A 21,311-nucleotide genomic window follows, 5' to 3' on the forward strand; every position below is an offset into this window, starting at 1 on the left:
TATCATTCCTCCTCTTCTCCCACAGTTCCTTCTCTTGTTACCAGCAATAGATCATGAATTTTGCTCTTGTTCTCGACATTGTGATAATAATGACTAATAATATTTTTCATTTTGTTGGTAACAGAAATATTAGTATGTTCTCTTATTCTGATAAGCTTTTCTTTTTCTAAGAATTTCAATGTTTTTTCGATATACATCCGTCGATTATCTTTTGTTCGAATATGGCTTGTAGCACCTTCTTTAAAGTCGGCCATTCTTCCCCAAGCTTCTACAATCCCAGCCACGTCCACATCATATTCATCACTTAATTCTTCTAACTTCTCTTCGCCCAGTCGTTCATATTGCTCGATGTATCCATTCATTTTATCCAATAGTTCATCCATTGGGAGATACATCCGATCAGCAGACTCTGTATCATATGGTTGTTCTAACTCTGCTATTAAGATGAACAAAATAAAGTAGAATAGATGAATTTCCTTATTGTCCTTAAAGCCTAATTCTTTCTTTAAATCATCATTCGTATAAGACATCGTTTCATTCTCGACCTCCGGCACCATTTGAATAACGCCATCTTGTTCATCCAAGAAGATCATGACTTTCCCTGTAGGTTCAATTACTTTCCGAATAAAATCTTGAACACCCCTTTCCTCATACCACTGAAAATATTCATCTTCTTTGCTTGTAATAAACCCTTTTTTACTAAGGGCCACATACAAGGCAAACCCTTTACTTACGATTTCTTCTGTCCACTCCATAAAAATCACCCCTTGTAATTAACATATCCTTGTATTTCATAGTTCCGATATAGTGAGATCTACCTGTTTCTAATAAACTAAAGGATTCTATCTCTTGTAATGTTACAAATTCATTTGATAGTCTTATTAACATTCTATTAATCTTTTTATCATCCGGGAGGTTTTTCCACACATCTGAAGTCACTTTTTCAAAACGATTGTATTCGGACTGATGTAGTTCTGCAATTAACCCCAACAGTGGATCTGGATTGTATAGAATATCCTCATAAAGACGTTCATCTTGAGTTTCAATCATTTGGAAAATATCACTTAATAGATAATTATCCTTCTCAACCAAGTGTTTCAATAAAGCAGTTATATATCGATATTCTTTGTTTTCGATTTCTTCCTTTTTCCTAGCTTCTTCTTCCTCTTGCAACCTCATTTTTTCTTCATCTACTTCAACAATTTCTTCTTCTTTTAGTTGTTTTTTCTTGTATCTCTTTTGAGGAACTAATGCAAGTAGCGGATTAAACGTTTTATGATGCGTCAAAGGTAGAAATGGTTTAGAAATAGCATTTAATACTTCTTCTGTAGCAGGGGTTTCTATTAGTTCCCTTAATATTTCGTTTTCAAAATCTAAATGAACTGAAAATGCGTGAATGATGGAAGATTCAAGTGATTCGCTCATAATATTTTGTGTTTTTTGTTTTTCAGTAAATAAGGATTCATGCACACTAATTGCTTGAAGTAATTTCCCTTCAATTTCTTGGATTATATGGATTCCTTCTTGTTCTTTTTCTGTTAGACTACCTTCATAGAATTCATCAATTTTTTCTTCTACCAATTTTCTTAAATCATCAAATTGTTCGTGTTCTGATTTTAAAGTTTCATCAATTCTTTTTATCATGACTTCAAGTTCAGAACGTTGAGAAACACCAAGAGCATCCTTGATAATAGTATTTTGTAATTTTTTTATTTTCTTTTTTTCATCTTCTATCAACGTATGCATTTCGTGAACTCTCCTTAAAGCATCGGTGAAAAGTCCCTTTTCAAATTGTCGTTTGAAGAATAATTGAGAAATAGTGATTTGAAGTTCTCCAAATACTTCTTTCGTTTTGAATAGCAGCTCCAATCCCGTTGAAGATAATGTAAAATCGTCTACACGATCTTCTGTATCACTAAAAACGTTCATTCCTTCTCCATATTCAATTAGATGAAAATAATAAGTTTTTTCGTCTTTTTTATTGAAATCGTAATACGTAAATGTGTGGGCTCTTCCTCTGTTTCGAAGGTTTTTAGAAACCAACCAATCTTCGAGCTCGTCTGCGTCTGCTTTGGTAAAATTCTTGTTCCAATATCGTCGGACCACTTCTAAAATGACATATTGTAATTCTTCTTTTGTCGTGTTTTTATTAAATGCTAGTTTGTTTTCGAGCATATAAAGAAGTATATAGAGAGCAACCGTAGGGATAGGCAATTCTTTAAACTTCACTGGTTGTTCTAATCGTAGGATGGGTGAAAACATCGCTACATGCTTCATCCGCTCATTAAAACCTTCTAGCATAGATTCAATGTTCGTGTTCAAAAAGAACCCTACCTCCTTTCCCCTAATTTACGGAGAATCACTAAATTCAGTCCTTCTTGCGGGATGTATATTTGAACATTCTGAATAATTTCGGTGTATTTTTTGAGTTCATCAATATAATCACCTTCAAAAAAAGATGAAAATAATTTTAATGAATCGTCAATAATAGTTTGTTTCAATTTTCTTTCGATAGTTCTCGTTGAAGGATCATGACAATAACGATTTAAAAGTTCTATATAAAAAGGAATAAATGGTTTTACTCTATTATCTATTTTGATTAATTCGGAACAAATATGAATCCCTCTTGCATCTAAATCCCCAAAGTAATAGACTTCGTAATCTTCTAGCTTGTATTCCTCTAAAAAATAGAAGCTTCGTTTTATTTTATCCCCTTCTCCGTATATCACCATATCAAAAGTAATTCCGCTCCATGTATCAATACCATCCATCATTAACTCTTTTACCGAATCAAAGGTATCTCTATTTTCAATAATTAAAATGGTTTTTGGCTTTTTGGAGGGATCTGATTGGTACTCTACAAAAGGTTCATAAGTTCTTCGGCAGTTTAAATCCGATAGAGTGAGCCCTAAATTAGCTAAAAACTTTATTCCTTCTTTATCTAAAAGAAACTTTTCATTTCTAAATAATTCAAAGGAACGTTCATTTGCTTTTAACATATTCTTTTTGGTATCACTGTTGTGTGTAAGAAAAGCATGAACTCGATCTATATAAAACTTCCATTTTTCAAATTCTGCTTCATCATAAAAAGCAGTCATATTGAACAATGGATAATCGGTCATTAACTTTTTAATATGAGTGGGGTTCGTTATTTTTTCTTGTTTTACTAATCTATATTCATTAAATACAGGTGGAATCTGATGATTATGCCCTCTTGCTTTTACTGGTCGAATCCTCTCTTCTTCTACCATGTTCTTCAACGTAGTAGAAAACCTAAAATATCCACCATCGTCATCATACTCTTGTTTGAATAATGTTTTAAGATGATGTTCAATATCTATCGTTTTCACAAGGGTCTTTCTAGATTTATTCATATAATCTATGATAAACGTTTCCCATTTTCTCATTCAAACACCTCCATCAGCTTTTCACATTCATAATACCATTGCATACAATAGTAATCAACGTTATTAATTAAAAATTCTGATTTTTAATAAAAGCTTAACATTCTAATTAAGGTTTTACTATAAATTCCTAATTTGCAAACATTTTTTCGGCTCCATTATGGAGAGAGTTTGCTAAAAAATATTTACCAATGCAATGAAACACGGGAGTTAGAAACTTATTTACTACCAAGTTTATTTAGATTGTTAGTAAATAAACTCATAAACTTTTAATGGCGTAATTATATCTAATCTCCTTTTGATTAAACACCTAACTCTTACATTTAAACTAACTAATCTTACTCCAATAACTTGTCGGCTTATTTAGCTTCACAGTTAATATTATCCATTGGGTAAAGTCACAACAACTTGGTACAAACCTTTCTTTAAACTTACAGAAAACTAGTTAACAGCTGGTCAAGATTCTTATCAATAAATTTTAATTTATACATCATAACGTTTATATAAAAAAATATATAATACCTTATAAACCCTTGATGCAACTTCCGTTTGATATTTCCGAAATATAAAACATACGTTTCTTGTCTTAACAGAAGGAGGTCATCATTTAAATTTTACTGCCACTTTATTTACAAATAAAAAGAAGGGCGTATACCTCATACGCCCTTCTTCCATAGCTAACAATACACTTTATCCAACTACTATTTATCTATTATATTTAAAAATTTCTCTACTTCACCTAAACTCACTCATCCCATGTGAAAATAAACTTGATACCTTATCCAGAATCTAACTCCCTTTGTATCTAAACGTTATTCCCCCTCAATCATATATGCACAAAAAATCCCTTTAAACTCTTAGGTTTCTCAGCCATTTAAGTTAATTTGGTGGGGCTTTCGGTGGGAAGTCAAATTGTTCATAATGATTATATGGCCAAAAGCCTCATACCTTATTTAATGAAGTTTGCAAAGTGTTATGATAAGCCCCTGAAAATACGAGCTGAAAGTTGTAAAAAATTTGAGATCGTAAAGTTTCCGGTACTTATTTAATCTCCAATACTTCCTTCATATACTTTTTAAATGCATCATTTTTCCAAAATCCCAATCGAATCCCGTCAATCCCTCTAGTCATTAGAATATAGTAAATATTCAATACAAATAAAGTAAACTCTTTTGCATTTTCCGGGCTTTCATCGTCTTTAGAGAATTTGCCGTTTACATTATGGAAATTTTCTGGATTGCCGAATAATCGGCCCTTTTCGTCGACTTGAAGATCATTGCCGACTAAAACGCCGACTTTATTCAAATCGATTCCTTGAACTGCAAAGACGGAGCCAATTTGATCTTCAGCATCAGCATCCCCTGAACAAACCCAATTTTCTTGAGTGGAATTCCATCTTCGTTTGATATTTCCTTCATGCCAATGAGTGATTGACGGATCTTTGCCATCAGCCTGCTTCCAAGGTTCAACTAATCCACCTAACACGCGATTTATATGTTCTTTTTCATAAATTCTGTCTTCTTCTACCCAGTCAATCAAATTCTTTAAAGGCTCTGTTTCAAAATATCCAAAATAAGCATCCGCATCACTATCTTGGAACACAGCTCTGTCAAATTTCGGGTTAAAATTCGTTTGTTCTAATAGACCAGTATCCTTATACAAAAGATATTTTATGCCATTTACAAAATCTTCTGACGTATAGTTCTTTCCCGCTGGAGCTTGGATTCTAAATTGAGTTGTTAAATATCTCTGTTTAAAGTCTTTCGTTGCTTCATTGAATTGCGCACGTGTCATATTGGCAGGGCGAATAGCTTGTAATACGTCATACATTAACACGATTTGACGGCCTAATTTCTTTAAAGCCTCCAAGTGGTTCTCATCCTGGGCGAACCTTCCTTTATACACGTTGTTAAAAGATGCCATTTGCTTGGAAAATTTTCTAGAAAGCTTATGAGATTCGTCAACAATTACCACATCATAATTTTCATCAGCATTAATCAACCGTGTCGAGGTAGCGATTGTCAGGTTACTGTTGTTCATTCCATATACTCTAAAGATCTCCTCTGCCGTTTTAATCCAATTAGGCTGCAAAACGACTGCGATTCGCTGATTAGGTTTTTCTTTCAACAGCTTAGCGACCAAATGAGTCAGCAATACGGTTTTGCCAGTACCTGCATCTCCATTAATTACAAAGCTTTTATCAGGATTCGATTCAATCTCCTCAAGATGCTCCATTTGCTGGCTTGTTAATTCTTTAATTGGGCTATATTTGACCAGTGCTCCATTGCGCAGCTCCTTTAAAGTCGGTGTGCTTACCCATCCAATTTTGTATAAATCTTCCCAAAAAGGCAAAATGACTTCTAAAGCAACCTTTTCTCGGTCTCTGTAGTCATTCACGCTGTTGCCATTGGTCCGATTAATAATCTCATGATTATATTGAACCAGCGGCTTTTTAGATTTTGGATTATCGGCCTTAAAGTAGGTAATCAGCTGGCTTTCGACATCATTTAAGGCTGAACCGTTGAAATAGGATGAAATAAGAATAATTACTTGGTCGAAATCTGCTATATTAAATTTTTCCTCGTTACCATTGTAGTGATCCTTATTTCTCTTAGTAAAGTGTATCGTTTGTCCAATGTAAATCTTTTTCGACTTCGTTCCTTTGTAGATATAAACGACATCGCCATTTCTAAGACTATTTTGTTCACGCTGGCGAAGTTCATCGAAACCTTCCAGTTCTCCATTCTTCACTTTCAATGTTATACATTTGTACTTAACCATTGTTCAATCCACCTCATCCAATTCATTATATTTCTTTTTTTGACCAAGGCTTTTGGGAACTGGATATTTTCGGTCATTCTTAATTAGTTTTTCAGCGATAATTTCATCGATATCAAAGCCTAGATTATCAGCCATCATATAAGAGTAAATCAGCACATCGGCCAGTTCTTCTTTGAGTCGCTCGGGATTTCCCTTGGCTTCCTCCGGTGTTTTCCATTGGAATAATTCCAATAATTCATTTGCTTCTAAAGAGATGGAAATGGCTAGATCTTTTTCATTATGAAATTGCCGCCAGTTACGCTCATCTCTAAATTGGTTAATTCGCTTCATTGATTTGCTCATATTCATTTCCTTTCATACCTTCCAGAAAATGTTCCCTTATCTCTTGATTACTAAACCAGATATAAGTTTCTTTTCTAGATCGTGAGTGCATATTATCAATTTAATAACATGGAAAAATTTTCTTATATTCTTATTGTTATTTTACCACAGATATTATTTAGCTTGTTTAATAAAGGTATAATCCTTCATCTTTTCTAAGTCAAATTATCAGCAGTGATTTTTCTTCTCCAAAATTCTTTTGTTATATGAAACATTAATACTATCGCCATCACGCTAATCCTAATAAAAATATCCCCATCAGAATTTGACAGGGATGTTCGCTTCCACGCTCCACCAATTTTTTGCGGAGAACCAATTCATTTTAAGTAAAATTAATCTTCCTATAACTCATAAATCTCTATTGAATCAGCTTAAGAACTTCATTTCTATTTTATAGTTTATTTCCAATCAATTATATACAGCAGTTGAAGCTCCTTAAAAATCAAGATTTCTTAACTATCTATTTTAAGTTAGTGGTAGTTTCTTTCGGTGGGGGTATTATTCTTTTTTCAAACAATATTGATGATAACTCTCCACCGCTACGACTATATGCTCTATTTCAAACTATTAAAAGAAAAACTTTCTTTTAATAAGACCTGTACCTGCTGTATGTAACCATTCATCGGTTTCTTTATAGATTAAGTTCGTTCACTCTGCTAGCCAATAAATAAAAGCATCTTGCGATAACTCACTTATTCCATGTGAAAATAAGGTTGGTCCCTTATCTATATATTATTCCCCAACATTTAAAATCTCTAATACCTCCCTAAACAACACCGATCCTCTCCCATCTCTCCCAACCATAACAACCCCATTCTCATAATCAACCCAAATCTGAACATCTTGCACATAATAACTCTTAATAGAAGATGCCTCATCTAAATTACGGTGATCCAACTCAACCTTAACCTGCTTCGTAAAACGACGCAGCGTTTTCCAAAGAATTCGTTCTTCTTTTGATTTCATGAAGAGTTCTGGGAGTTCTTGTACTTCTTTTAATAACGACATAGTTGTTATTGTGTATGTTTGAATGCCATATCCTACTGGGCGGATGAGATGGTCTAGTTTTTTCCATGGCTCTAGTTCGAAATGTACATAGTCATCGTTTTGTTGCATTTGAATGTGTTTGATTTTGGCGACGTATTGAACTCCGCCTTTTTCACCATGCCATTTTTTCGGTGCATATAATGCTATGTACTTTGCTTCTTGCCATCCTGGTTTTAGTTGTGTAACTGGTAGCTGATATACGCCATTCTTTCTATATGTTTCATAGTCACCTTCAGTTTTCACGCTGCCCACTAATACTTTTTCTTCTAATGAGGAGTTCCATTCTTCTTTTGTGCCTCTTGGAAGGATGCCTTCTCTTATAATTTCTTCTGGGCTTTTTTCAATGAGATGTTCTAGAAATTGTTCTACTAATCTTGTCGCGTTTGGTAAGAACGGGAAGCCACCGATATTTACTTTTTCAATACTTTTATAAAACGGATGGTTCTCATACACTTCCTCTTGGTTCCATGGGAATAATACGTATGCTCCGTAAGCTGTTCGTTCAAATGGTCCTTCTTCTTCTATTACTAGTGCGTCTCTGTAACGGTGCATTGTATTAATGTCTTCTTCCATTGGGCCAGGGGCGCCATACTTCCCTTTATAATGAGATGTTTCAGCAAAATCAATTCGATATTTCGCATCAAAAATGTATTGGTATTGATAGCTCTTTCCCTTTTTCTCTATAGCGAGCATCGTATCTGGCTTTTGTGTAACTGTTGGCAGTCGACCGTTTCTTTTTTGGAAGTAAAGTTCGATTGTCTCATCTGTTTCTGGATGCTTAAACGTTCTTTTGGCAGTTTTACTTTCATCAAGTGTTACGTATAAACCATCTTGCTTAACTTGAATAACATCTTGATGGAGCGGTATATATTTCTTTGATAAAATTTGTCCGAGTTTTAAATATGTCCAGTATTCGTATAATCTAGCGACATCCTTTACCGACATTTTGAAAATTTGTCCTCGTAATGTTAAGCCTCGTGATAGCATTAAGTAGATTTGATACGCATCTCTATATCCTGCTGCCATTTGGATAACGAGTGAAAAAACTGAACGATCTAATTTTCCGATTGCTCTCCAAAATGGATCGTTCAATTCACTTTTCATTCGATACTTCATATTTTTTACACGCTCTAGCAAATCTTCATCAGATTCACCACGTGTATATCTAGACTTTTTCTCTAGCGCCTTAAGTAAATCGTCTATTTTATGTACAACTCTTTGAATCATCCATTTAACAAATCGATTTTCCAGCGTGTCATATGACACTTCCTTATAAGCTGTAATGCCTTTAGTCGGTATACTGTTTTCTCCTTGCAGCAAGTGTGGTCGCTTTCGTAATTAATTCATTCCGACAGAATCCAATTTACGAATTTTTTCTCCTCGTACAAGTTGATGCCTAGTCATAAGTGTGTGATGCGGCTGTCTTTTTATATGAGAGATCGACTTCATAAATCGCTCAAAGGAATCATTTAAAATACGATAAAATTCACTCTTCGATGGATTTGTAGCGTAAATTGCAGATGCTCCTAAGTAAGTTCTCTTTAGTAGATGAAACGCTAAATTATAAATTTCATCATTTACCTCATCTAATAAAGCTTTATAATCATCCTTATAATCAAGTTTTACTGGAAAAACTTCAAATGTAACGGTTAATAAAGTTTCTTTATCATCTTTAATTTCAAACGTTGTATTTCCTACTTCATTCGGAAAAGAAAGATTTCCCATTAACACGTGAAGTGAACCCATTTGAATGGAACTAACTTGTTTTCGAAATCCTGGATGTTCATGATATAAGGAGAACTGCTTGTTATTTTTCGGAACAACAACAAGCTGATAACTTCTATTTTCAAAAAAGATCGGCGGATGTTCGTTCCATTTATCTAATCTCTGCAATCTCGCATCAAATACAGAAACGGATTCTGCCTTCCCATCTACCTGAAAATACATCATTTCATCCGCACTCATAGCGTGATACTCTTTTAAACTCTCGTATTTTTCATGATAAGGGTTTCCTTTAATCGTCAATGATAGCTCCTCTGTTTCAATCTTAACTAACTCTATCTCATTATTAGATCCAGAAAGAGGTGAAACCATCATACTCGAACCTCCTTAACATATGAGACAGCTTGTTAGCAGAACGAGGATATTTAGCATATAAAGCGTCATTGTTGCCACTATCATATTCCTCATTTGCACATAATACATACAACTGCTTTAATACCTCTTCTGTTCTTCCATCGCTACCTGCAAGACGCGGTAAAATCTTTTGATAGATTTGATAATCAAATGCTTCATCAAACGATAATAACTTTCCTTTTTCGTTGTATGCCATATAGAAACAAATTTCATCTCGTATACGATATCCAACTTGAGCCCCAACTGATTCCAGTGATTCATTTATTTCTATTAAAATAGTCGATATATTTCTCACAAGATCTTCATTTTCTTTAAAACATTCTTTTAAATGAAGATACTCGGTTGCTAAAGAGCCATTAGAAACAACTTCAGCTTCCTTTTCTTCCATATCCATTAAGAAATTAAAATAATCTAAGTTAACGGTATTAAATTCAATTGTATTCGCACGATCTAATACTTTCTTACTTAAAGGATGTGTCGTTTCATCCATATTTACCGTTCCGATAATATATACATTTGATGGGATCGTAATGTGCTTATTCGTAATGGATTCTGGAAGCACTGGTGACGTAATAATTTTTTCATCTTTCCATTTACGACTCTCAATTACGCTTAAAAAATCACTAAAGTAGTATTCCACTCGAGCTAAGTTCATCTCGTCCAACACTACAAAATACGGCCTATTTGGGTTTGCATCTGCATTTTCAAGCACTTTAATTAACGGTCTTTCTTGAAATTCCCCTTGAAGATTCACATAACCAAGCAAATCAGAACTATCACTCCAATCAGGTCGAACCGGAATAAGCGTAAATTGTCCATTCTCTTCCGTAGCCCCTAAACTCTCTGCAAACCACTGCACAATTTTCGTTTTTCCTGTACCTGAAATACCTGATAAAATTACAAATGGCTTTGTTTTTAATGAAAGGAAGAAATTAATAAGATCCTTTTTCTCATAAAAGAAACCTTTACTCTGGATATAAGAAGACACATGATCAATAATTGATTGCTGATCTAAATACACTTCTTTCCTCTCATAAATCATTTCATATTTCGTTCCTTCCTCTTTATAAGCTATGTATCCCTCATAATAGCGAAGCATTTCTTCTAGATCCTCTACTAACTCTTTTTCGTTTGGCATTTTATTAGCATCATACGCAATATAAGCCGCTGTTGAATTTGCATATCCTTTTGCTTTTGAGCTTGTTCCTAGGAAAATCTCATCATCTTTTTTCACCTTTTGGGACATATGTATTTGTTCACGAATCTCTTCTTTAATTTTTCGCATCTCTTCTTTAGTTGTTTCTGTTACACCTTGTCCAATGGTCAAATACAATCGTTGCATATCTTCGCTAAATAAATAGACTATATAATATCCTCTCTGTGTCGATGTTGTAATATCTCTATGCATTAGCGCAATCCACGGAACTGTTGCCCAATTCCCTTTCCCAACTGACCCTATCACACTATACTGCTTCTCATTTATAAATGGTAAACGAATGATTTCCGTTGCTATATCATTTCGGACTGTTAATCCTAATTTATGTCCTGCAAATTTTTCTGTTTTTGCATCCAAATATTCTTTCAGTATCTTTAAAAAGCCTTCACGTAAACTACTACTCATATTACCGCCCTTTTCTTCACTCTTTTTTATGTATTGTTCGGCTGGAATCCATTCAGCATTAATTATTTCCAATTTCTCAAACCACATTAAGAGATTATGTGTACGCTCTTTCGCTAATGATTCTAGCATTAAATTATCCCCTCTAGAGTTCCGGACGATTGTCATCGCTAAATCAACTAAAGTAGCTTTCTTGGCAGCCCTCGGATACACTCTTAAAAGATTAAGTACAAACAGAGCAATTTGAAAATACTCCTGCTTTAAAACTAGCTTCCGAATAGCATCATTCTTACTCTTTTCTCCAATGTATTCATTTAATAAAGACGTATCAATATCATGATTATCATTTAAAAATCCCAGTAACCTTAAATCTTGTCTTCCTTTAGATTTAACTCTATACAAATTACCACTAATTTGATCACTTAAATTTTTCGGATCGTACGTATCGTTTATTACCTCTTCCAAAAATTCAACAACTTTATGATACTGCTCACATGGTAAATTATCAGTTTGGAACTCTTTAAATGTAATAGCCCCTGATTCCGTTACATTCACAAATGGAAGCTGTGAAAAGAAAGCTATTAAGAAATCATTACATTCACTCACTTGTCCGAAATCTTCACTCTTTACCGTACGCATATCGATAAATTTTTTCCAAGCGTTCTTAAGGAGCTCAGACCTTACTTTAAAATAAGATGATACTTTCTCTTCATATTGCTCACGTAAAAATTTGATTTCAATGTCTAAGTCTCCATCATCTTTGTTTATAACCAAATAAGTTTTATCACCATTTATATCTTCAACCTGCTTTATTGACTTAGCTAATTCCATTATGAGTTGCTCTAACATTTTCATCCCCACCGTTACAATTAATTACAATTACTACTATTTTACCAAACTATGTATAAAAGAAAGTAATCTTTTATACATAGGTACGTTTCATCCTCTAAGAAATTTAATTTTTGTTAAGAAATAATAAATTTCCAAATTTTATTATTTCTCTATTCGTTATACAATATAAAATATAAATATTTCCAACAAAATTTATATCTGTATAGATAAATGAAAGGATTGAAGGAAGAGGTATGGCAATCATTGATGAACAAAACTTTATCGTGACTGAGCAGTTTGGAAAAAGCGGAGAAAAGGGGGAGCTAAAAGTTTGGGAAGCAGTACGACAGGCTTTTAGCTCCCGAGAATGCTTAGGTTACTGGAAGTACCCTATATTTTCAAAATCCGGGCATGGTAGAAAAGAACCTGATATTCTCATTGCAGATCGAAATCTCGGTTTAGTGGTTATAGAAGTAAAATCAATTCACATTAATCAAGTCAAAAAATTAAATGGACACCGTTGGGAATTCGAAAATTTTTACACAAAATATGGAAATCCCTACGAACAAGCCGAAGATCAATTATACGCACTTTTAAATAATTGTAATGCATTCCCAGAAATCAGAAATAAAATCACAGGTAGAGTATTAGTTGCATTACCCTATATAACAGAAGCCGAATGGAAAAGTAAGGGATTCGATCGTTTGCCATCTTGTCCTCCAATTATTTTTAAAGATCAATTAGGAAAAGCTAGCTTATTAAATAAAATCGAATCTACTTATGTTACGCAATCGGGGGAAGAACTAATCGAAGAACGTTGGGAACTACTTTTATCTATATTAAGTGGTGCGCCTCTACATATAAAACAAGAAAGAAAAATCATTGGACATGAGCATAGTCGTTCTGCTGTGATTGCAGCATTAAATAAAAGCCTTTACGAATTTGATTTAAAGCAAGAAAGAGCAGGAAAAACTATTCCACCAGGAGCACAGCGCATTCGTGGTATCGCGGGATCCGGAAAAACCGTTTTACTTGCTCAAAAAGCAGCACATATGCATTTAAAACACCCAGATTGGGATATCGCACTTGTTTTCTTTACAAGAAGTCTTTACGATTCGTTCATTGCACAAGTAGACAAGTGGTTACGCCATTTTAGTAATGGAGAAACTTGTTATGATGAGATCGTAAAACGAAAAATCAAAGTTTTGCATGCTTGGGGAGCAAAAGATCGTGAAGGTTTTTATCGTTTTCTATGTAGACGTCATGGAATAATACCTAAAAAACCATCAGATTTACCTTCAGGTTCTCCAAGTGAAAAGTTTGCCTATGCTTGCACTGACCTATTAAAAAATTCACATATCTACCCTGTCTTCGATGCCGTATTAATTGATGAAGCACAAGATTTAGTAGTAGGTGACCATGCTAAATATAATGGAAAACAACCTTTTTATTGGCTCGCCTTTCAATCACTCCATCCAATAAACGAAAGTGCTCCCTATGATCGCCGTTTAATATGGGCTTATGATGAAAGTCAAAGTCTAGATAGCCTAAAAGTTCCTACTTCCAAAGAACTTTTCGGTAATGATAAAAACTTTAGTAAAATGGTGAGCGGTCTTTATTCTGGAGGAATTAAAAAAAGTGAAATCATGCAACGTTGTTATCGTACGCCAGGCCCAATTCTTACTGCAGCACATGCAATTGGAATGGGACTATTACGAGATGAAGGAATGCTGCGTGGTTTAACAACTAGAAAAGATTGGGAAGGAATTGGTTATGAAGTACAGCAAGGTAGCTTTAGATCCGGTGAAGAAATTGTGCTACATCGCCCAAAGAAAAACTCTCCAAACCTTATTCCCTATCAATGGAAAGGTGATGTTTTACAATTTCAAACTTACGATTCCAGGGAAGCAGAACTTAACGCGCTTACAAAATCTATAAAAGAAAATATTGAGAATGATAAATTAAATCTTTCAAGAGACATTCTCATTATTACCCTAGGAGAAGGAAAAACACTACAAAAGGCCGTCTCTGAACATTTGATGAAAGCTGGCATAAATATCTATATTCCAGGTGCCTTAGAAAAAAATTATCTCTTCCCAAAATGGCCAAAGGAAAATCGTGATAAATTTTGGGAAGATGACGCTATTACGATTTCACAAATCCACCGTGCTAAAGGTAACGAAGCACATGTTATATACGTAGTTGGTTTTGATCTTATTGCATCTAAAGAAGACAATATCCAGCTTCGCAATCAACTATTCGTTGCATTGACAAGAACACGTGGATGGGCTACTTTAACAGGAATTCAATCTACCTCGCCAATGTACGATGAAATGAGAAGAGTTATAGAAAGTGGCAACACCTTCAAATTTACTTTCAAACGACCTCCCATTCATAATGTAAACGAAGAAGAAGAGAACTATATTACAAACTGATAAGATAAGGAGCAGCTAATAAATGATAAGCAGCTCCTTATCACTTATTATTTAATCAAAATGGAGCTCTAGACAATCCTTTCTTTTCCATAACGAATTTTTTCTGACTACTAGATAAACATTCCCAAATACTTTTTAGTTTCCAATCCTCTAACTGTAATAAGTTTTCCTGCTCCTTTTTTTTCTTAATAGTTAACTTAAAATGCGATTTATTAAAATCAATATCAGCTTTCTTAAGCCTCCATATTAATAAACTTAATTGCTTAGGAGTGAAAGCTTTTCTTTCTTTAAAATACTCAATAAAGTTTTCAATAATAAACTCATTATCTACTGAAGCCAATTTTACTAAAGTATTTAAGACGCTTTTTTCTTTCGCCTCTGTGACTAATTTATTTCTATCTTTATTCACTTTCTTCTTTGCATCTTCAGACGATAATTTAGTCCCCTCATCATTCACAACTACAATGTTAAACTTTTTAATACATTCTGACCCAATTAATAGCAGATTTCCATTTTGTTTGTTCACAATTTCAAATTGATATCTGATATTAGAATGATCGCATAAATGACATATTTCATCTGCAATTTCTACATCAAACATGTTCCCCTCATATACCCATTCCCCCAAAGCCTTTTTTAAATTATACTTTTCGTTACTCAAAGGAAAAATGTTTTTCTTAGCATTTTCTATCCAATTCATTCAACCACCCCATATATTAATATTTGAATTAGTTTTAGATCCTCATGCTAGTATAAAAATATAAAACTCTATTCACTCTTGAATATATATCAAATTTTATACATCAATAATTTAATATTGTTCAGTTTCATATTTTATAATATTAGGTTCAAAAATATTCCTAACTTAACTCACGCAACAATTACAATTACTACCATTTCATCAAACTACATATATGTATAAAAGAAAAATCATACGCCATACCGTATGATTTAATAATTCCTATTATCCCCCACTAACTCCCCATACTCCTGACTACTCTCCTCCAAAAACCCCCTCGTCTCCCCACTATCCTTATAATAAGAATTCCAACCCCGCTCCCTCAAAATCCCCTTCCAACTATCACTCTCCACCATCTTCTTAATCACACCATCCCAATAAGCAACCTCTTCCTCCGTCATATCTTTTGGGCCCATAATTCCTTTCCAGTGCTGGAATATGACGTTGATTCCTTGTTCTTTCCAGGTTGGGATTTCTGGTAGTCGGTCTAGGCGCTTTGGTGCGGATACGGCTAGTATTTTTATTTTGCCGGCTTTGTATTGTTTTTCGGCTTCGGATAGGGTCATGGTTGCGACGCTGATTTGTTTGTTCGTTAGAGCACTTATGATTTTTCCTTTGTTTTCGTAGACGAAGAATTGTAGTTCGGCTGGGTTTATGCCAAATGCTTTGCTTACTTGTACGAAGGATAGGTGATCGTCGTTTCCGAGGCCGGGGGCAACTCCGATTTTGAAGTTTTTCTTGTTTTGTTTTAGTTGTTTCATTAGTTCGTTTGCGTTTTCTATGTTTGAGTCTTTTGATACGACAACAACTTCCCAGTCTGATGCTAATGTTGCGAGCGGGGTGAAGTCTTTATATGTTAGTTTACTGTGGCCTAGTAGGTTGTTCGTTATGAGTAAGCTTGAGTTAATCGCCAGTACGTGACCACCTTTTTGTTTCGTATATTTCCATCCGACATCACCGCTGCCACCTACTTTGTTTGTGACAGTGATTGGTTTTGTGAAGATTTTTTCTTCTGTTAGTGTTTTTTGCATCGCCCGTGCTGTTAAGTCCCATCCTGCTCCTTGAACGTTCGGTGCAACAATTTCTACTTTGTCGATGTTCACTGTATTCGTATGGGATTTTTCTGAGGAACAACCAGCTATTACTCCTGTCATGATCCATATACATAGTAATAATCGTTTTTTCATAGTCCTCTTCCTATTCGGTACTTTCGTTCTGGTCGTCCGATAATGCCGTATGTGTATTCTACTGTGCATTCGTTTGTCGCTACTAAGTATTCTAAATATCTTCTTGCGGTTGTTCTGGAGGCCCCCATTTGTTCTCCCATTTCTTCTATTGTAATGCCCTCTTCGAATCCTTTTATAATGCCTTTCACTTTTTGCAGTGTTAACGGATCCACACCTGTCGGTAAGTTTTTTATGTCTTGTGTTTGCGAAGTCCCGAAGAAATTATCGATGAGTGCTTGATTTACTTCATTGTTACTATGTAATAGTTGCTTCTTTCTTTTATAATCTTCAATTGTGCGAACAAATTTTTCTAACGTGACTGGTTTTATAAGGTAATTGCTTACACCGTTTCGAATTGCTTTTTCTAGCATATAGTTTTCATTCGCCGCTGTTACCATAATGACGTCAACATTTGGAAAGTCAGCATGAATTTGTGGTAATAAGTCAGTTCCAATCCCATCTGGTAAGTAATTATCTAATAGAAGTAAATTGATTTCTTCCTTTTGTAGTAGTTCCATCGTTTCTTTTGCGTTCAATGCTTTTCCGATCACTTTTACATCCTTTATTTTCAATAAAAACTCCTCTTGAATTTGCGCTACGCGGAAATCATCCTCTGCAATTGCAACCTTCAACATATGTCCATCCCCCTGTTTGTCATGTACTTTCTTTCAATGTTTTCGGAAGGTAAATTGTAAAAATAGCTCCCCCATTTTTCTCGTTTTGAATTTCAATTGTTCCCTCTAGTAGATCTACCATTTCTTTCACGTTTGCTAGTCCGTAACCACGATCAGTTCCTTTTGTTGAAAATCCTTTTTGAAAAATGGTCGTTATTTTTTCTGCCGGTATTCCTATCCCGCTATCTATCACTTCAAACACAATATCGTGCCCAATATCCGTAACAAAGAAGGAAACACTCTTTTCCTCTCGTTCATTCACCGCATCAAATGCATTATCGATTATGTTTCCAAGGATCGTAATAAGATGCGACACTTTTATATGGTCTGGTAACGGATGAAGCGCACTATCTCCTTCAATATGAAAATCGATTTTCTTCTCAGATGCTGTTCCGATTTTTCCTAATAAAATTGCTTGTACTTTTGCATCATGAATTTGATGGAATAAAATATGATTTTGACTTTGATGAATATTAGATTCTTGCTGGATAAATTCAATTGCTTCTTTGTAATGTCCTAACTGAAGTAATCCTGATAAGACGAACAGCTTATTTGTAAATTCATGTGTTTGAGCACGTAAGTCCTCGGAATATTTTCTTACCTCAGATATTGTATTAACAAGGTTTTGCAGTTCTGTTTTATCTCTAAAACTACATACAACTCCTACCGTACTGTTATTTTCGAGTATCGGCGTCATATTTAAAATAAACACCTTATCTTGAAACGCGATTTCTTGATCGTTTTCTAGCACTCTCTCCATATTAAATTCCGGTAAAACTTTTGAAATGTGCTGCTGCATATAATCATCATTTACATGAAGCATTTCTTCTGCTGAGGTGTTCATCATCGTAATAAAACCATTTTGATCAATGGCGATGATCCCTTCTTTTATAGATAGTAGTATTGCGCTTCGTTCCCGGTATAACGCTGCGATTTCATTCGGCTCTAAACCGAGTGTATCTTTACGAATGCTACGTGCTAAAAGAATGCCACCAACAATGCCGGCTAATAATACTGCTAATGAAAAGAGGATAATTTCTTTCGTTCTACTCAATATGTTAGATTCAATACCTTTTATTAAAAACTCTACTGTCACAACGCCTACTACTTGATCGTAATCTCCGTTATGAACAATAATAGGTGCCTTCGCCATTAAAGCCGGGCCACTTGAACCCTTTCCTTCGAGCGTATAGTATCCGCCAAAAGTGAGCGCTTCATAGTTATACGGGTTGTTACTCTTTGTGCCAATTAACTCCGAATTAGAATGGGAATACATAACCCCAAAGTGATCTTCTATAATGACATAATCCGCACCAGCTTGCTCACGAACTTGTTCCGCAATAGATTGAATCGTACTTTTATGCTCGTTATTTTGAAAAGCATCTTTTATAGCAGGCATAAAAGAAAGCGACTTCGCTGTTTGCAGTGCTAACTGTTCTACTTGGCGCTTCGTATCAACGGACTGAATGTAAACAAATATTCCCGCTAATAGGAGAACGACAAATAAAATTAACGCGATAATTAAGCTTACTATTTTCGTTTGTAATGACACTTTGCGTGATTTTTTCATGCTTCATATCCTTTGATAAAATATTCAAAACTATCAATCTCCTTTTTCTATTATTATGACAAAACTGAAAATGAAGCAACTATTAAAAATATCCATGTACATAAAGTACAAAAAGAATAAAATTGTCATAATATTGAGATTTTAAATAAAGAACAGTACAATTCAAATACAATGAACACGCTTTCATATATACCTTTTATTACTAAGCAAGAGGAGGAATTAGTATGGCTCAAGCAAAATCTAACCGAGTCGCCGGCAATATCTTTAAAGGTTCTGTCGGTAATTTAATTGAATGGTACGACTGGTACGTTTACTCTGCTTTCGCCGTTTATTTTTCAGCAGAGTTCTTTCCTAAAGGAGATCCAACGAGTCAGTTACTGAACACAGCGGCTATTTTCGCAGTTGGATTTTTAATGCGCCCTATCGGCAGTTTATTAATGGGACGTTATGCGGATCGGCATGGACGCCGGGCAGCATTAACGCTTTCCATTACGGTTATGGCCGGTGGTTCTTTAATTATCGCCTGTACACCGAGTTACGAAAGTATCGGTATTATGGCACCAATTATTTTAGTTCTTGCTCGTTTACTTCAAGGGTTGTCACTCGGCGGAGAGTATGGAACTTCCGCAACGTATTTATCTGAAATGGCTAGTAGTGGCCGCCGTGGTTTTTATTCAAGTTTCCAATATGTAACGCTCGTTGCTGGACAAATGGTTGCGTTAGGCGTTCAAATTGTTCTTCAGCAATTACTAAGCGAACCAGATATGAAAGCTTGGGGATGGCGCATTCCATTCATTATTGGAGCGATGGGCGCAGTAGCTGTATTATGGCTTCGCCGCACGATGGATGAGTCGGAGCAGTTCTCAAACATAAAATCACAAAAACGTGAAAGCGCAGGAACCATTCGCGCTCTTATGAAACATCCGAAAGCAGTATTAACAGTAGTCGGCCTAACATTAGGAGGCACTGTTGCATTTTATACGTACACAACATATTTACAAAAGTTCATGGTAAACACAGTCGGCCTTCCGAAAGAAGTTGTAAGCTGGATTAACTTTGTCGCACTACTTATATTCGTCGTACTTCAGCCAATTGCAGGGCTATTATCCGATAAAATTGGACGCCGCCCACTATTAATGGCATTCGGTATTCTCGGAACATTACTAACAGCGCCCATCTTCTTCTTTATGGAAAAAACGACAGAACCAATCGTAGCATTTTTACTCATGATGGTCGGCCTCATTATCGTTACTGGTTACACATCAATTAACGCAATTGTAAAAGCAGAACTCTTCCCAACTGAAATTCGCGCACTAGGCGTAGGTTTACCCTATGCACTAACAGTTGCGATATTCGGCGGAACAGCTGAGTTCATCGCATTATGGCTAAAGAGTATCGGAATGGAGTCACTATTCTACTTCTACGTAGCTGGATGTATCGCGATCAGCTTTATTACGTATTGGCGTATGGATGAGTCATCGAAGACTTCGCAGATTGAGGCAGAGCTTGGTGGTGGGGATACACTAGTTAATAATAAGTCTAGTTAAAATTATGTATTCTATGTTTTTCGTTAAACTGAACTCGATGAATCTCTTTCTTGGCAGGGTAAAGATGTTGTTGGTGCTTTAGAGGTAAGATTAGGATTTACCATTGATGTAAAGGTAACTGTGAATGGAGCGCCACAATACAAAGTACATAACAGCAAGGATAAAAGATACTATGTATCAGCAATTGAAGCCTATTTGTATGTAAAGTAAGAGGTACAAAAGGGCATCCACTTAAATGATACTTTTTAATTTAAATCAACAAAAGAGACCGCAAATGTTAGGTCTCTTTTGTTGATCATTCTCCATATGTAACTTTCTCTTCACTTACTCCAAGCTAGATAACATGGTTCATTGAAATATTCAACCTTAAAGAAGGCTTGTTCTTCAAAAAATTCATTTCTTGCCCTCAGAATCTAGCAAAGTAGCTATTCAATAAATTTTTTCTCTGAATCCAAAAATTTATAAAACCTATTTAACAAATCTTCCTTCGTAGTTGGGGTATCTTGGGGCATATAAGTAATAAAACTTGTCATATCTTCAGGATAATCATGTCTATCATAAAACTCTGCAATTCTATTTAATAGTTCATCCTCATCAGTAATCTTTTCTTTTAACTTAGATAAGTAAACAAATCTGAGTTTACTTATCTCATTCTGTAATTCTTCACTATTTTCTTCTAGATTAGGAAAGTGGAAATCTTTAATTTCAAACAAAATTTTATCTAAATCACTAGAATCTATTCCCCAAGCTAGTTCATTAACAAAAGCTTCATCATCACCGGCTTCCATTAGTTCCACCGCATAATCAGAAATGACATTCGGTTCGAAATATTTTTTATTTACACCGGTATAAATAGTTTTCCAATCATACTTAAGACCTTTGTTCTTAAAGTCTATTAAATCCATATAATTCTCCTTTTACT

13 protein-coding genes and 3 pseudogenes are annotated in these 21,311 nt (G+C 34.9%); 3 read left to right on the forward strand and 13 right to left on the reverse strand.

The features are described from left to right. Nucleotides 1-2: 2 nt before the first annotated feature. The 8 genes and pseudogenes from MR168_RS15585 to MR168_RS15615 form a co-directional block, all read right to left on the reverse strand. Nucleotides 3-755 (reverse strand): DUF6063 family protein, encoded by a 753-nt coding sequence (locus tag MR168_RS15585; protein WP_000455271.1) that lies wholly within the window; start codon nt 753-755, stop codon nt 3-5. Further along, on the reverse strand, nt 727-2,229 hold the full coding sequence (locus MR168_RS15590) for a hypothetical protein (protein ID WP_242291413.1): 1,503 nt from the start codon (nt 2,227-2,229) through the stop codon (nt 727-729). Before MR168_RS15590 ends, MR168_RS15585 begins: the two co-directional genes overlap by 29 nt. Nucleotides 2,230-2,330: 101 nt before the next feature. Beyond that, on the reverse strand, nt 2,331-3,407 hold the full coding sequence (locus tag MR168_RS15595) for a Wadjet anti-phage system protein JetD domain-containing protein (protein WP_086412350.1): 1,077 nt from the start codon (nt 3,405-3,407) through the stop codon (nt 2,331-2,333). Nucleotides 3,408-4,445: 1,038 nt separating this feature from the next. Then, entirely contained in the window at nt 4,446-6,185 is a 1,740-nt protein-coding gene (locus tag MR168_RS15600; protein ID WP_086412351.1) for a DUF2075 domain-containing protein, read from the reverse strand. Between the two features lie 3 nt (nt 6,186-6,188). Continuing rightward, entirely contained in the window at nt 6,189-6,527 is a 339-nt protein-coding gene (locus tag MR168_RS15605) for a nucleotide pyrophosphohydrolase (protein ID WP_481747026.1), read from the reverse strand. A gap of 621 nt (nt 6,528-7,148) precedes the next feature. Further along, nucleotides 7,149-7,295 (reverse strand): annotated as a pseudogene (locus tag MR168_RS33920) (PD-(D/E)XK nuclease family protein); the annotation flags it as partial. A 3-nt stretch (nt 7,296-7,298) separates the two neighbouring features. Further along, nucleotides 7,299-9,707, reverse strand: a pseudogene (locus MR168_RS15610) (DUF2357 domain-containing protein). Beyond that, nucleotides 9,682-12,216 (reverse strand): MrcB family domain-containing protein, encoded by a 2,535-nt coding sequence (locus tag MR168_RS15615; protein ID WP_086412353.1) that lies wholly within the window; start codon nt 12,214-12,216, stop codon nt 9,682-9,684. Before MR168_RS15615 ends, MR168_RS15610 begins: the two are co-directional and overlap by 26 nt. A 236-nt stretch (nt 12,217-12,452) precedes the next feature. Between MR168_RS15615 and MR168_RS15620 the strand changes: the two genes are divergently transcribed. Continuing rightward, on the forward strand, nt 12,453-14,633 hold the full coding sequence (locus MR168_RS15620; protein WP_070179774.1) for a DEAD/DEAH box helicase: 2,181 nt from the start codon (nt 12,453-12,455) through the stop codon (nt 14,631-14,633). Nucleotides 14,634-14,688: 55 nt separating this feature from the next. On the opposite strand, the gene MR168_RS15625 is transcribed toward MR168_RS15620, so the two are convergent. The 4 genes from MR168_RS15625 to MR168_RS15640 all read right to left on the reverse strand — a co-directional run bounded on the left by MR168_RS15625 (nt 14,689) and on the right by MR168_RS15640 (nt 18,842). Continuing rightward, nucleotides 14,689-15,333, reverse strand: a complete 645-nt coding sequence (locus MR168_RS15625; protein ID WP_046392397.1) for a hypothetical protein — start codon at nt 15,331-15,333, stop codon at nt 14,689-14,691. 251 nt (nt 15,334-15,584) lie between these two features. Continuing rightward, nucleotides 15,585-16,559 carry a tripartite tricarboxylate transporter substrate binding protein gene (locus MR168_RS15630; RefSeq protein WP_086412354.1) on the reverse strand — a complete coding sequence of 325 codons (975 nt, stop codon included), beginning with the start codon at nt 16,557-16,559 and terminating at the stop codon, nt 15,585-15,587. Then, nucleotides 16,556-17,233 (reverse strand): response regulator, encoded by a 678-nt coding sequence (locus tag MR168_RS15635; protein WP_086412355.1) that lies wholly within the window; start codon nt 17,231-17,233, stop codon nt 16,556-16,558. Before MR168_RS15635 ends, MR168_RS15630 begins: the two co-directional genes overlap by 4 nt. 19 nt (nt 17,234-17,252) lie before the next feature. Beyond that, nucleotides 17,253-18,842 carry an ATP-binding protein gene (locus MR168_RS15640; RefSeq protein WP_086412356.1) on the reverse strand — a complete coding sequence of 530 codons (1,590 nt, stop codon included), beginning with the start codon at nt 18,840-18,842 and terminating at the stop codon, nt 17,253-17,255. A 224-nt stretch (nt 18,843-19,066) separates the two neighbouring features. Between MR168_RS15640 and MR168_RS15645 the strand changes: the two genes are divergently transcribed. After that, nucleotides 19,067-20,389 carry an MFS transporter gene (locus MR168_RS15645; protein ID WP_017656890.1) on the forward strand — a complete coding sequence of 441 codons (1,323 nt, stop codon included), beginning with the start codon at nt 19,067-19,069 and terminating at the stop codon, nt 20,387-20,389. Nucleotides 20,390-20,428: 39 nt separating this feature from the next. Further along, nucleotides 20,429-20,599, forward strand: a pseudogene (locus MR168_RS33925) (N-acetylmuramoyl-L-alanine amidase); the annotation flags it as partial. Between the two features lie 215 nt (nt 20,600-20,814). Here MR168_RS33925 and MR168_RS15650 read toward each other — a convergent pair. Beyond that, the gene (locus MR168_RS15650; RefSeq protein WP_000364132.1) at nt 20,815-21,294 is read right to left on the reverse strand and encodes a DUF2247 family protein; all 480 of its coding nucleotides are present in this window, start codon (nt 21,292-21,294) and stop codon (nt 20,815-20,817) included. Nucleotides 21,295-21,311: the final 17 nt, after the last annotated feature.

The sequence above is a fragment of the Bacillus cereus group sp. BfR-BA-01356 genome (genome assembly GCF_022663635.1).
Lineage (GTDB): Bacteria > Bacillota > Bacilli > Bacillales > Bacillaceae_G > Bacillus_A > Bacillus_A cereus.

What these genes read in the sequence shown, in the direction of transcription:
- MR168_RS15585 (WP_000455271.1), bottom strand. Translation starts at nt 755, where the DNA reads ATGGAGTGGACAGAAGAAATCGTAAGTAAAGGGTTTGCCTTGTATGTG.
- MR168_RS15595 (WP_086412350.1), bottom strand. Translation starts at nt 3,407, where the DNA reads ATGAGAAAATGGGAAACGTTTATCATAGATTATATGAATAAATCTAGA.
- MR168_RS15600 (WP_086412351.1), bottom strand. Translation starts at nt 6,185, where the DNA reads ATGGTTAAGTACAAATGTATAACATTGAAAGTGAAGAATGGAGAACTG.
- MR168_RS15605 (WP_481747026.1), bottom strand. Translation starts at nt 6,527, where the DNA reads ATGAGCAAATCAATGAAGCGAATTAACCAATTTAGAGATGAGCGTAAC.
- MR168_RS15615 (WP_086412353.1), bottom strand. Translation starts at nt 12,216, where the DNA reads ATGTTAGAGCAACTCATAATGGAATTAGCTAAGTCAATAAAGCAGGTT.
- MR168_RS15620 (WP_070179774.1), top strand. Translation starts at nt 12,453, where the DNA reads ATGGCAATCATTGATGAACAAAACTTTATCGTGACTGAGCAGTTTGGA.
- MR168_RS15625 (WP_046392397.1), bottom strand. Translation starts at nt 15,333, where the DNA reads ATGAATTGGATAGAAAATGCTAAGAAAAACATTTTTCCTTTGAGTAAC.
- MR168_RS15630 (WP_086412354.1), bottom strand. Translation starts at nt 16,559, where the DNA reads ATGAAAAAACGATTATTACTATGTATATGGATCATGACAGGAGTAATA.
- MR168_RS15635 (WP_086412355.1), bottom strand. Translation starts at nt 17,233, where the DNA reads ATGTTGAAGGTTGCAATTGCAGAGGATGATTTCCGCGTAGCGCAAATT.
- MR168_RS15640 (WP_086412356.1), bottom strand. Translation starts at nt 18,842, where the DNA reads ATGAAAAAATCACGCAAAGTGTCATTACAAACGAAAATAGTAAGCTTA.
- MR168_RS15645 (WP_017656890.1), top strand. Translation starts at nt 19,067, where the DNA reads ATGGCTCAAGCAAAATCTAACCGAGTCGCCGGCAATATCTTTAAAGGT.
- MR168_RS15650 (WP_000364132.1), bottom strand. Translation starts at nt 21,294, where the DNA reads ATGGATTTAATAGACTTTAAGAACAAAGGTCTTAAGTATGATTGGAAA.